13 protein-coding genes are annotated in these 12,216 nt (G+C 42.3%); 5 read left to right on the top strand and 8 right to left on the bottom strand.

Going from position 1 to position 12,216, the window contains the following annotated elements; translation table 11 throughout:
* Window positions 1-141 precede the first annotated feature (141 nt).
* Window positions 142-843, bottom strand: a complete 702-nt coding sequence (locus H6G41_RS17590) for a tetratricopeptide repeat protein (RefSeq protein ID WP_190747478.1) — start codon at window positions 841-843, stop codon at window positions 142-144.
* Window positions 844-1,363: 520 nt separating this feature from the next.
* Between H6G41_RS17590 and H6G41_RS17585 the strand changes: the two genes are divergently transcribed.
* Complete coding sequence (locus H6G41_RS17585; RefSeq protein WP_190747477.1) at window positions 1,364-1,828, top strand: hypothetical protein; 465 nt, start codon at window positions 1,364-1,366, stop codon at window positions 1,826-1,828.
* Between the two features lie 154 nt (window positions 1,829-1,982).
* Entirely contained in the window at window positions 1,983-3,203 is a 1,221-nt protein-coding gene (locus H6G41_RS17580; protein WP_190747476.1) for an NAD(P)/FAD-dependent oxidoreductase, read from the top strand.
* A gap of 267 nt (window positions 3,204-3,470) precedes the next feature.
* Here H6G41_RS17580 and H6G41_RS17575 read toward each other — a convergent pair whose 3' ends face one another.
* The 5 genes from H6G41_RS17575 to ebsA form a co-directional block, all read right to left on the bottom strand.
* Window positions 3,471-3,962: a YajQ family cyclic di-GMP-binding protein gene (locus tag H6G41_RS17575; RefSeq protein WP_190747475.1), complete on the bottom strand. Its 492-nt coding sequence runs from the start codon at window positions 3,960-3,962 to the stop codon at window positions 3,471-3,473.
* 259 nt (window positions 3,963-4,221) lie between these two features.
* Complete coding sequence (locus H6G41_RS17570; RefSeq protein WP_190747474.1) at window positions 4,222-4,725, bottom strand: DNA recombination-mediator protein A; 504 nt, start codon at window positions 4,723-4,725, stop codon at window positions 4,222-4,224.
* Window positions 4,726-4,884: 159 nt separating this feature from the next.
* Entirely contained in the window at window positions 4,885-5,979 is a 1,095-nt protein-coding gene (locus H6G41_RS17565; RefSeq protein ID WP_190747473.1) for a DRTGG domain-containing protein, read from the bottom strand.
* A gap of 92 nt (window positions 5,980-6,071) precedes the next feature.
* Window positions 6,072-6,203 carry a hypothetical protein gene (locus tag H6G41_RS35790; protein ID WP_277878145.1) on the bottom strand — a complete coding sequence of 44 codons (132 nt, stop codon included), beginning with the start codon at window positions 6,201-6,203 and terminating at the stop codon, window positions 6,072-6,074.
* A gap of 139 nt (window positions 6,204-6,342) precedes the next feature.
* Window positions 6,343-6,717, bottom strand: coding sequence for a type IV pilus biogenesis protein EbsA (gene ebsA, locus H6G41_RS17560; RefSeq protein WP_190747472.1), 375 nt, complete (start codon window positions 6,715-6,717; stop codon window positions 6,343-6,345).
* A 218-nt stretch (window positions 6,718-6,935) separates the two neighbouring features.
* Between ebsA and H6G41_RS17555 the strand changes: the two genes are divergently transcribed.
* A complete protein-coding gene (locus H6G41_RS17555) occupies window positions 6,936-7,088 on the top strand; it encodes a hypothetical protein (protein ID WP_190747471.1) in 153 nt (50 codons plus the stop codon).
* A 163-nt stretch (window positions 7,089-7,251) separates the two neighbouring features.
* Complete coding sequence (locus tag H6G41_RS17550) at window positions 7,252-8,661, top strand: glycosyltransferase family 2 protein (RefSeq protein WP_190747470.1); 1,410 nt, start codon at window positions 7,252-7,254, stop codon at window positions 8,659-8,661.
* Here the strand turns inward: H6G41_RS17550 and H6G41_RS17545 are convergent.
* Both H6G41_RS17545 and H6G41_RS17540 read right to left on the bottom strand, forming a co-directional pair.
* Complete coding sequence (locus H6G41_RS17545; protein ID WP_190747469.1) at window positions 8,599-8,835, bottom strand: hypothetical protein; 237 nt, start codon at window positions 8,833-8,835, stop codon at window positions 8,599-8,601. The genes H6G41_RS17550 and H6G41_RS17545 overlap by 63 nt on opposite strands.
* Window positions 8,825-10,801: a DNA polymerase III subunit gamma/tau gene (locus H6G41_RS17540; protein WP_190747468.1), complete on the bottom strand. Its 1,977-nt coding sequence runs from the start codon at window positions 10,799-10,801 to the stop codon at window positions 8,825-8,827. Before H6G41_RS17540 ends, H6G41_RS17545 begins: the two co-directional genes overlap by 11 nt.
* A gap of 596 nt (window positions 10,802-11,397) precedes the next feature.
* On the opposite strand from H6G41_RS17540, the gene H6G41_RS17535 reads away from it, so the two are divergent.
* Window positions 11,398-12,081 (top strand): hypothetical protein, encoded by a 684-nt coding sequence (locus tag H6G41_RS17535; RefSeq protein ID WP_190747467.1) that lies wholly within the window; start codon window positions 11,398-11,400, stop codon window positions 12,079-12,081.
* Window positions 12,082-12,216: the final 135 nt, after the last annotated feature.

Raw genomic sequence — 12,216 nt, 5'->3', positions numbered from 1 at the left:
GTCAACAGTCAACAGTCAACAGGATGATATTTCTGTTATAGTTATTGTCGCCAAGCTGCACTAATTAAAATTTATTCGCAATTAGTTATACAGGGTCGCTATACTCTACTCACAATTTAGATTTACCAGTCCCAAGCAGGACTAACTTACAGAATCAGGATGTTCAGGAGATAGCAGTTCAGTTAACCAATTTTCTAGTTGTCTGCGCAAGCGCCAACCAGGAACATCTTTTCGTTCGGGGAGTTGAGTTAAAGCACGACGATAATCAGCGATCGCACAATTCCAATCGCCCCAAAGATGATAAGTTCTGCCTCTCTCAGCCCAGATATGACCTTCTAGCTGCCCAAAAAGCAGGGCGACATCAAAATTCTCAATTGCTTCTTCATATTGCCCTAATTCGCGCCAGGTGATGCCTCTATTGATGCGCGCCCGGACATGGCTAGGATTTAAATCAATCGCCCGATCGTAATCAGCGATCGCTGCGGCTAATTTGCCACAAGCAGCGTAGTAGTTGGCGCGGTTGTTATAAGCACTAGCCAAAGCCGGATTAATTTGTAGTGCTGTGTTGTAGTCACAAAAAGCCTTTTGGGTTTCACCGCTTTGAAAGTAAATCAGCCCCCGGTTGTTATAATCAATAGCATTTTGCGGATGACGGCGGATCAGTTGGCTTAAAAGAGCGATCGCTTGATGATAATCTCCTTTCTGAGCCAATCCCAAGGCACAAGAGCGTAGATCGCTATCTTCTATATCTAAATTATCTCGAAAATTTTTAGTTTGATTTGATACTAAATCGCATAAGTTATTTTGCTTATCTCCAAAAGCTAAATAGGAGTTATTACTCATATATTCCTGCCGTATATACTTGGTTTTTGAAATCAAAATATAGTTATTATTGTGCTGCTAGTTTGTCAGATATGTCAGTTCCTAAGGTGTCTATAATTACTTAATAATTACAACCACAACCATAGAAAAACTTTATCTCATATAAACAATTCATGATCCAATCTCATCATAGATACCTCATCCCCAGGTTAAATTCCAGAAAAAGCAAGATCAATCCGCAAGACTAGTCAGGTAGTGAGAGCGACAACTTGGTAGAATGCCAACAAGCCGTTGATGAGATATGACGCAGAGCACCCAGGAACACGGCAATGCTGAGAATGGGTAACCCTGTTTTCCTGCTGGAGCAATTATTCTCGAGCAAATGACTGAAACCGTAAAGAAAAACAACAATTCAGGCGCGAATCCCCTAGCTTGAGATCTGAGGTTGATCCCCGTTACCGTGTCTCTTTATAGATTCGCATCTAACGGTTCCATCTGCGAGTTCCTTAATCTGACTTTTAAGTTTTGAGAAAATTTTCTTATGACAATCGCAATTTCTTACCCTGAGTCCCCCGATTTAACTGCTGATGATTACATTGTGCTCGGTTTGGCAACATGCTTTGTGAAGGAAGATGGCGAAGTACATCAAATTGAAGTAATTGAACCCATACCTTCTGCGGCTTTAGAAGCAATTATGAAAGGGATTCCTACTTCATACAAGTTAGCTTTAGCCACAACTTTAGGCTCTATCCTCAATGGGGATCAAGTCTCAAAACCAACTAACTTCCCCGAATCGGCTCAATTTGCAGATGAATTTGGACTTAGGCTATTTGCAGCAGCACGTACCTATAAGCGCCGTGAAGTAACAAAATCTCTCATTCCTTTAGGTACAACCTACACAGAGTTGAATTACTCTACTGAACGTAAGCGCGTGTTAAATGCTGCTAGGGTAGTGACCAAAGACGATAACGTCAAACAGCATTCCCACACTCATAAAGTTCTTTAAATAATTCGTAATTCGTAATACTCTAGCATTTCTGGAGGCTAGGGTATTATCAACTACTGTTTAGATCCCCGAATTCTTAAAGAAGTCGGGGATCTTGCAGCCAATAAAAATTAATTCTTAATTAATCAGATTTATTGTTGAAAATTTAAAATTTATGAAAAATTTTGATGTAGTAGTTGTCGGAGCAGGCCCGGCTGGGGGACACTGTGCGCGCTTGTTAGCAAAAGCTGGGCGTAAAGTTTTGCTGGTAGAACGCTATACAAACTTTTCTGTAAATAGCTTCTCTAGTGCGGGAACACCGATAGAAACATTAGCTAAGTTTGATTTACCGGATGAGGTTATCGGTAGTTATTGGCGAGGAATTAAAATTGTCACTACCAATTTAAATGAAACTTGGGATGCGCCAAAATCTCTGGGTGCGGTTTTGGATTTTACTAAATTAAGAGAATTCTTAGCGAATGAAGTCAAAGCCAACGGTGGAGAAGTTTGGCTGGGTTATCTTTACCTGAAAAAAGAAGAGTTAACAGAGCAAACTATTCTCGTTTTTAAATCTAAAAAAGAAGGAGAAATAAAAGTTACAGCAAAAGTTGTAGTTGATGCAACTGGCCCAGCAAGAGCAGTTATTTATAACAAAGGAGAAACTCAGCCATTATTCCACAGTGGTACAGGAATTGAGTACCTTTTAGAAGTAGAACCAGAAGATTACGAAAGACACTGCGATCGCTTAACTTTTTTCCTGGGTCATAAATGGATGCCTAAAGGCTATTCTTGGATATTTCCTATGGAAAAATATAAATTAAAAGTAGGGGCTGGATTATTAAATTCTAAACATCAATTAGTTAAAAAACTAGAACCTATAAAATATTATATTGAATTAATTATTAAAGATTATATTCAACCCAAAAGCTATAAAATTCTGGAAATTCATGGTGCAACCCTCAAGTATAGTCAAGGATTGCAAGATAAGTATTACAGCAAAAATATTATTGCTATAGGCGATGCCGTCTCTACAGTTAATTTTTTAGGCGGAGAAGGCATTAGACATGGCATGGTGAGTGCTGAAGTAGCTGTTAAATATATTGACAAATATTTAAATAATCAAGCTGCAAATTTTCAAGACTATCAAAAAGAAATGTACAAAATATTTTATAAAAAATGGATAATTTCGGAAAAATTAGGAATAAAAAAATATTTATTAGATAGCGACAGTATAGTAGATCGCTCAATTACCTATCTAAAATTTTTGAATATTAATGAAATTATGGATTTACTGTTTAACTACAAATTTGAGAAATTTTCTAAGATATTTGTAGTTAGATTAGGGCTAAAAACTCTAGAATTTTTCCGCAAAATCTTTGGTTTCAAAAAATCTTAATTTATTTTAAATCTGAGAGTTTTTCATCATCTTTCTTGGTTATTCCACAATCTCACTGTCACTTCCTGTGCAGCTAATAGAACAAAGCCTGCTTTTGCAGGCTTCGGCTTCGTAAATGTAGCCGCAGGTTTCCAGCCTGCGGGCGTTATTTCGGGTAAGCACGAGAAATTTCTGAATGTGAATTGATGGGTCTAACCCACCATTTTCTATCAGAATCCTGCCACAAGTTAGGGATATAAACAGGATATTGAACAATCTACAAATGACTTAACGATAATTTGTAAATTGCAAAGCTACAGGTAAATCTTCTTGTTTCAATCTCTGAATCACAGCTTGCAATTCATCTTTAGATTTAGCAGTTACCCGCACAGCATCACCTTGAATCGAGGCTTGGATTTTTTTAAACTCATCTCGAATCAATTTAGAAATTTGTTTGGCGATATCTTGACTGATACCTTTTTTGAGTTTGATTTCTTGGCGTACCCGGTTACCACTAGCGGATTCAACTTTGCCAAAATCAAATATTTTCTGAGAAAGATTCCGTTTAGCAGCTTTTTCTCGAAGAATGTTGTGTACAGAATCTAAAGTAAACTCACTGTCAGTATTAACGTCAATACTTTGCTCACCTAACTCAACCGTAGTTGCAGTATCTTTGAGGTCGTAACGGCCTTTGATTTCTCGTACAACTTGATCGACAGTATTGACCAATTCTTGTCGGTCAAAGTCACTCACAATGTCAAAGGAATAATTAGAAGCCATAGCGCATCGTTGAATTTTGAATTTTGGATTTGAAATAAGGATGGGGGATGAGTAAATGGGTAATTACTAGCCTATCCTTTATTCCTCCTTGGCGATCGCAGTCTAAAGCGCAACAAAAATAGGCGGATGTCATTACGTCATCAACCAAATCCATAAATAGCATTAATTGTTGGTTATGGGCAATTAGCGTAACTGATCACCCATGAACCATGTGTAGTTTTTCTTCTGGTAACTAAACTCACGCCGACCGAGCCTCACGCTAGTCAAAGTAAAAAAGTGTAACCACTTTTCTTTGTTCTTCTGCATCTTTACAAGTTTGCAGCAGAGTGCGACTGTCGTGAAATGCAAAGCAAATAAGTTGCTGACAACGAGAAATAATCTCTTTGTTGCAAATGTAACTCGCTTCAGCAAGGGACAGATTATCGTTACTCGGATTTTCTACTAAATGCATTACCAGTTCTAGCTGCTGACGCGATTCATTGGGCTGGCGTTCTAAGCTTTGGGGTAGAATCACCGTCAACAAATTAGGGTCAGCCCGCATTGCGCCTTTAATGGCGGCAGAATTGGTACCTGTAGCCCCAGAAGTGATCACCCGGTTGCCTGATAAAACCAAGGCATAGGTCATCATTTCAATAAGATTCTGGTGCGTAATTGGGACGTGACGGGAACCCAGCAAGGCAATTCGTTTAGAACCTGTTTGCTGGATTGTCGCCAGTTCTTGCGCTAATGTATCGAGGTTAATAAGGTCTGTTGACTGGCTCAAAGATGGACATAATGAGATGAAACGACCAAGATATTTTACCAAACAGCGTGTAAGTGCGAAGCCTACTTGAGTTAGATATTGTCAGTTGTCAGTTGTCAGTTGTCAATATCTCCCCTGCTCCCTGCCCCCTGCCCCCTGCCTCTTGCCTCCTCACGCTGGCTAAGGTAAGGCGGCAGCTGGGTTTAAGCCAAGTTTAGATAACAGGCGTTCTAGGTCAAAATGCTCGCTCATCAACTGGCGAATGCACTCTACCTTAATTGGTTCGTGGACACGTACTTGTCCAAAGGTGCGATCGACAATTTCTACTGTGGTGAGGGTATCTAAATCAACAGACAAAATGGGAATTTCTAGTTCCTCAGCACGATTGAGGATGAACGCAGGCGGTGGTAGTTGTCCTGTGAGGATGAGACATTGAGTAGAAGTTTCTAATGCAGCTTGCTGAATTTCGACGCGATCGCCTCCGGTTACCACTGCCATATTCCGGCGTTTGCGGAAGTATTTGACAGCGGAGTTTACATTCATCGCCCCAATTGCTAAGCTTTCTACCATCAAATCCAGGCGATCGCTACGACAGAGAACTTCGGCTTTTAACTGCTTCACTAGTTCGCCAACGCTGACGCTGCGGAGTAGGTCGCTTTTTGGTAGCATTGCTAACACAGGAATACCCTGCTGCTCTAAGAAAGACCGCAATATATTTTCCGCAGATTCTAATTTGTCGCTGGGAATATCATTAATGACAACGCCGATTAAGCGATCGCCTATACGTTGCTTAGCGGATAAGAGTGGCTCAACTGAAAGTAGAGATTTGTAGCGTGCTACTAACAACACACTCGCATCTAATACCTCAGCCACTTGTAGTAAAGATAAGTTAAATAACTTACCTTCTTCCAGATCGCCAGGCCCTTCTAGCAACACCAAATCTCCCCTGGATATGGGCAAATATTGCTGGATTAAGGACTGCTGATAATCAGTTTTATCTTCGCCAAGCAAGCGTTTTTGCACAGTTACTTCATCCAAAGCCAACATTGTCGGCGCAACCCGGTTTTCGCTCAAGTTGAGACTATGGGCAATGAACTGGACATCTTCCTCAAAGCGGTTCCCGACAGATACATTGAAAGTTGTACCTAAAGGTTTGCCGTAGGAGATATCTAGTCCTGTTTGCTTTAGCTGATGAGACAAGCCCAAAACTGTAGCAGATTTACCGCTATAAGTCTCAGTCGATCCAATCAGCAAATATTTCGCGGATTTTGGCACACATGCACTCCTAAATTCAAAAGGAAGTAGAACCCAGCTTGGTGTTTTTTAATTTTAGGTCGAACAAGGGCGATCGCGCTTTGTGAGCAACTTCATTTATTGAAAGCGAGGGGAAACTCCATCCCCTTGCGACTGGAGAGGGATAGTTCGCCGCTTTGGGCATAGAGTATTGGTAAATTCTTCCCCATACCCAAAAACTCCATCCCCGGTCGGCTGACGCTCACGGCAGAAGCCTTGTGGGTGGAGTTTTTTTAGGAGTTATTGTCCAGGTTGCCAGGGTAATGAGTGGCTCAGAATCAAGCCTTTTGTGAGCCAGACGACTAATAATATCTATAATTGAGCAATTGTCAGGCTGAGGTAGATTCACTCATCTACCCGTAGTAGTTTGCGATAAAAAGCTTGAGAAAAATCTGTAATGCGATTGCGTTTATGGTTATCCATCAATTCAATTAAATAGCTGATAAATTCGGAACTAGCCATCATCACTTCGTAACTTAGATCGGCATCACCATCGAACTGCATTCGGCAACGGGTCAAATCTGAAGGTAGACTGGCAACATTCCAAGTAGCGACAAAGGGAATATTTTCACTAGCTTCTATTTTCCGCTGTCCTTCTAACACCCCTTTTTGGTAAAGACTGATGGCATAAGGTAAGAAATTACGCTTGGTACCTTGAATGTAAGGTAGATAAACACTTGCCTGTTGGGCGCTGGCTGGCTGGAGTTGCTCAATGGACATTGTTAAATATTCCTCAAGTTATATACAGGTGACTGGGAATGTAGAGTTAGGGAACTCCTCACCACTATGTTTTATCAAGGGCTTAAGTAGGTTCCAATACTAAGTATTCCCAAAAAATTTCGGTTTACACATTTTCTGTCAGCTGTAGGGGACTTCCAGAAAATAAATGACTCTGGGGGGTTTAATGCCGATTCGATAAAGTTACTGTTAAGAAATATGTGAATGTCAGGTACAATGGGGCTGCATTAGCTTTTATGGAAGCTGAGAACAATAACAATCAAAAATCTCTTCTATCTAGAGGTAGATGCTGTGATTGTGACTTCTCTCAACAACAAGCTGTTGCTACTTGGCGATCGCTCTACCTAAACTAGAATTGCCATTAAAGGGCGATTCTACTGACTTCATTGCCAGTCATAAAAGGTAAGAAATTACTGCCAATCTTATGGCTAGCTCAAGGTTGTACAGTTTAGTGTTACCTGATTCTCAGCTTCTTTATCGGCGTAGAACAATAGTGGTTTTTGAATCAAGTAACCTATGCCAGCGAATTTCTGGCCCGAAGAAGATTCTAGTAATGAGCTTGCTCCGCTCAATTCTCTGTTGTCTGACCTCTCAGCAACCGAGGAGTTAGTAGTAGAAACAGAACCTTTGTTTCTACCATTCCGGTTTCAAGGACGCAGACGCAAAGCAGCTCTAGTTTTGACTCTAGTCTGGAGCATTACCATCGCTCTGCATTTAGTATCCTGGGGTTTTTCATTCGTACTGGGACTAACCACTATTCTGGGTATTCACGCTTTGGAGGTGGTATTTGCCAGACCCCGCCGTCATCCTAAACAAATCCAGGGAGATTTACCTTCTGTATCTGTTTTAGTGTCAGCGAAAAATGAAGAAGCAGTAATTGGCAGATTAGTCAAGAATCTTTGTAGTCTGGAATATCCAGATCACAAGTACGAACTTTGGGTAATTGACGATAACAGCAGTGACAGCACACCGCATTTACTTGCAGAATTAGCCAAGGAATACAAACAACTCAAGATCCTCCGCCGTTGTGCCCAAGCCACTGGCGGGAAGTCGGGCGCATTAAATCAAGTTTTGCCACTGACAAAGGGTGACATTATTGCCGTGTTTGATGCTGATGCCCAAGTTTCACCAGACTTGTTACAACAGGTAGTGCCTTTATTCCAAAGAGACAAGGTAGGGGCGGTGCAGGTGCGCAAAGCGATCGCCAACGCCAAAGAGAATTTTTGGACAAAAGGGCAAATGGCGGAGATGGCCCTGGATACCTATTTTCAGCAACAGCGAACTGCCTTAGGTGGGATTGGTGAACTGCGAGGAAATGGTCAATTTGTCCGGCGTACAGCTTTAAGTAGTTGCGGTGGCTGGAACGAAGAAACTATTACTGACGATTTAGATTTAACCTTGCGCTTACATCTAGACGACTGGGATATTGAATGTGTCTTTTCTCCAGCCGTAGAAGAAGAAGGCGTCACCAGTGCGATCGCCCTTTGGCATCAACGCAACCGTTGGGCAGAAGGTGGATATCAGCGCTATTTAGATTACTGGGATTTACTCTTAAGAAACCGCTTAGGAGTGCGCAAAACCTGGGATTTATTCAGCTTTATGCTGATTATGTACATCTTACCCACTGCCACAATCCCAGATTTATTAATGGCGATCGCCCGTCATCGTCTACCTATGTTAGGCCCCATCACAGGCTTGTCCGTTAGCCTCTCTATGTTGGGGATGTTCACCGGTTTAAGACGGATTCATCAAGGGCAAAAATTCCAGTTTTCCACATATTTAGTATTAATGCTGCAAACCATCCGCGGCACTTTATATATGTTGCACTGGTTGGTAGTTATGAGCAGTACTACAGCCCGGATGTCATTCCGCCCAAAGCGCCTGAAATGGGTAAAAACAGTCCATACAGGCGTGGAGAAAGCGTAAAAGGGCATTGGGCACTTGTACTGAGCGTTCGCGCAGCGTCTCCCCTTGGGAGAAGTCGAAGTATTGGGCATTGGGCATTGGGCATTGGGCATTGGGCATTGATCCACTGTCAATAGTTTCCTCTGCTCCCTGTCCCTCTGCTACCTCCGTTCCCCTACCTATTTTATTCATCATCAAAATCTGATTCCTCAAGCAAATCAGAGCCAGCCATAGTATCAGCAAAACCAATACCATCATCTGATAAACGGATGACTTGTCCTTGAAAAAATTCTGCTAATCGTTGGGCGGCGATCGCTACTTCATCTGTTTCCCAATCATTAGTTATTGTTGGGGCTGGCGGCGGTGACAAAGTTTTTACACCGTTATTATTTTTAGCTACTGGTTCCGTTCTTGCTGGTGCTGGTGCTGGTGCTGGTGCTGGCTGTACTGGCGCTGGTGGTGGTGCTTGTCTGTTGTAACTCGAAGGCGCTGGCTGCTTCACAATCGGTGCGCCATTGTTATTTACAACTTCTCTGTTAACTGGGGTAGCAGTTCCCGGCGTGCCCACTTCTATACTTACTTTGACTTCCCGTTGGCAGGTTTGCTGGAAAGCGGCCGTAATTATTTGCAAATCGGATTGTACTTTTTTGTGCCATGCTGCTTTAACACCAACACGGGCGTAAACGCCATCAAATTCAATTAAATGGCACATTTGCCTGAGTAATTCTCTTCTAGGTATTTGAGCAATATTATTGAGAACTTGCTGCCACATTTGCGCAAAATCCGTAGCTGTATTTTCTTCAATCTCCGCCACAGTTGATGCAGGAGTGACAGATTCTACAGGTGAATTTGCTGGCTTTAGTTGCTCTGATGTTTGAGAATTAGCTATCCTTTCTGGGGTTGGTGATGAAACTGTCTTAATCGCAGAAATATTATTTGCCGGTGGTGAGACTGGCGCAACTGAGAGAGAAGGAACCGCAGAAGGTGATGGGCTGATGGGTGGTTGATTTGATAAGACGGCTGATGTATGAACTCGTGGCGGTAGACTAGCTGCTACTTGTACGGGAAGATTGGCGCTAGGTAATAAGCCTAGTAATGTCACCTCTAACCACAAACGCGGCTGAGTCGTGTTTTTAATTTGAACTTCGGCTTCCCGTAAGTGTTTCTGTCCTGCCAAAATCGTGCTGATATGTAGCTTCTGAGCTAATGTCATCAAAGCTTGCCAGGTTTGCTGAGTACAAGCAACTAAATCTTGGCGATTAGGTGCAGTTTTCGCAATTAGTAAGTCACGGTAGGAAGCGGCGAGATTTTGCAAAATAGTCAGCGGTTCCCGTCCACGATTGAGGATATTGCGGGTACAGTCAAGAACTGCTTCTGCACTATCTTGGGCGATCGCATCTAACAACCCTAATAAGTCTCGTTCGCTCACAGAACCGACTAAATCCCAAACTTTTTCTGGTGTGATTTCACCCGCTAATAGTCCTAATTGGTCGAGTAAGCTTTCCGCATCCCGCAATCCTCCCTGGGCAATTTGGGCAACTAAGGTGACAGCATCCAGGGTAATGTTAATGTTTTCTTTACTGGCGATCGCACTTAAATGCTTGACCATCGCCTCGACATCAATGCGTCTAAAATCAAACCTTTGACAGCGAGAAATAATAGTTGGCAATACTCGCTGGGGATCGGTTGTCGCCAAGACAAAGACTACGTGTTTAGGTGGCTCTTCTAGTGTTTTAAGTAACGCATTGAATGCCTGAGTACTGAGCATATGGCATTCGTCTATGGCGTAAACTTTGTAACGACACTGTACAGGGGCAAACTGCGCTTTTTCAATAATTTCCCGGATATTATCAACACCAGTGTTGCTGGCGGCGTCGATTTCAATCACATCTAAGGAATAGCCTTTGGTAATTCCCTGACAAACATCGCACAAGCCACAAGGTTCTGCTGTTGGCTGAGAACTTTGAAGACAATTGAGAGATTTGGCGAGAATCCGCGCGCTAGAAGTTTTCCCCGTACCTCTAGGGCCAGTAAATAAATAAGCTGGAGCGATTTTTGCTGAGCGAATCGCATTGGTGAGGGTGGTAGCGATCGCCTCTTGTCCCACTAGTTCAGCAAAACTCTTTGGGCGATACTTGTGGTGCAGGGGTTCGTAAGACATAAAATTGCAGCACCCAGTCGAGTTTGGGCTTCTAAAATCAGGGTATTTTGCGGTTTAAACGTGAGCTAGGGTGGTGAGGACAGCACAAAACTAGGGTTAACCGAATCCTACTCTCCAGGAATATTCTTGCTTCTTCCTAAGAGAGATTGCTTTGGGAACCCAAATTATTGTTTCCAAATCGTTAACTACTGTTTAACAGTTAGTACAGTATTTTTATATTGGTAATTGTGACTCAGTTGTAAGATTTTCAATTTGCTGCTTTCTTATAGCACTATTTCTGCCACTTTTGTACATAACCCAGGGGGTTTTAACTGTGGTCATAAATCAATTATATCAGACAAGGGCAAACTTTAAAAGTTCCAGGGTTGTATATTATACACTATTTTCTTTAAGTAGATGAATCAGCCTGAGTTTTTTTCTAGTGCTGTATATGTGGCGACATATCTGGTAAACTACCCAGATCCCAACTCTACTTGAGAGCATTCTTCAAGTTGTGGGTTGTAGCCTGAGCAAGAGGAAGTTTTTCGGAAGATTAAAGCTATAGTAAAGTGCGATCGCTACAATCTTAGGGTAAATCATACTCAATGGTGCAGCAGATGCTTAAGCGGCTAATTCAGTGGCTGAAAAATTTTTTTCAGGGCTTGTTTGGTGGGAAATCCAGCCGCTCTTCAGTTAGGAGAGATGTCCCCAAGGAACCACCACCACAACTCAGCGATACGGATCTCGAATTTCTGTTCAACGAACTTTTGGAAGGTGTACATCAAGCACGCGGGCAAGCATGGGCAATCAAGTGGTTACATAATATCGAACATCGCATCTCAACCCAACGCTGGGTTGAGTGGTTGCGGCAACTAGAAGAAAGATTACTCGCTGCCCCTACACCCAATAATGAATTAGCATCGCGGTTAGTACAACTGGGCGATCTAGGCGTGGGCGAAGTCGGAGATGTTGCCTACGATATTGGGATGCAACTGTTAACCCGCAATCAAGGCGAGCCAATTTGGGAATATGCAGGGCCAGATACTATCAGTGCTTCATCACTTTCTGAAAGTGGCTCGGTATCCAATGCAGCCGATCCAGGAGATAATCCTTCTGAGGGAGATTACCAGACCGTTACCTTAGAACAGTTATTTATGATGATGCAGCAGGATGAAACCTTAGCTGAGCAAATTGCCCAACAGATCGGATTAGAAACTAAAGATCCGCAAGTGATTATTCAAGCACTGATTAATCAGTATCATGCTGCTAATCAAGGAGCTACAGAATACAGCGAATCTTGACTTTGTTACTCAAAAGCAAAACAATAGTGCCACTGTAAAGAATTCGCTTATGCGCTCATCTCAGTTGAGGTAACAAATTCACTAACTTATGTCAGATACCCGATCAGTAAATTACGCATAGCTCAACTTTTTTTC

The sequence above is a fragment of the Tolypothrix sp. FACHB-123 genome, assembly GCF_014697075.1.
In the GTDB taxonomy this organism is placed as follows: domain Bacteria; phylum Cyanobacteriota; class Cyanobacteriia; order Cyanobacteriales; family Nostocaceae; genus Aulosira.
This window is presented reverse-complemented; position numbering and strand designations above follow the sequence as displayed.

Coding starts and splice junctions, on each gene's coding strand:
- H6G41_RS17540 (WP_190747468.1), bottom strand. CDS start 10,801: ATGTCTTACGAACCCCTGCACCACAAGTATCGCCCAAAGAGTTTTGCT.
- H6G41_RS17550 (WP_190747470.1), top strand. CDS start 7,252: ATGCCAGCGAATTTCTGGCCCGAAGAAGATTCTAGTAATGAGCTTGCT.
- H6G41_RS17585 (WP_190747477.1), top strand. CDS start 1,364: ATGACAATCGCAATTTCTTACCCTGAGTCCCCCGATTTAACTGCTGAT.
- H6G41_RS17590 (WP_190747478.1), bottom strand. CDS start 843: ATGAGTAATAACTCCTATTTAGCTTTTGGAGATAAGCAAAATAACTTA.
- H6G41_RS17580 (WP_190747476.1), top strand. CDS start 1,983: ATGAAAAATTTTGATGTAGTAGTTGTCGGAGCAGGCCCGGCTGGGGGA.
- H6G41_RS17545 (WP_190747469.1), bottom strand. CDS start 8,835: ATGATGAATAAAATAGGTAGGGGAACGGAGGTAGCAGAGGGACAGGGA.
- ebsA (WP_190747472.1), bottom strand. CDS start 6,717: ATGTCCATTGAGCAACTCCAGCCAGCCAGCGCCCAACAGGCAAGTGTT.
- H6G41_RS17575 (WP_190747475.1), bottom strand. CDS start 3,962: ATGGCTTCTAATTATTCCTTTGACATTGTGAGTGACTTTGACCGACAA.
- H6G41_RS17535 (WP_190747467.1), top strand. CDS start 11,398: ATGCTTAAGCGGCTAATTCAGTGGCTGAAAAATTTTTTTCAGGGCTTG.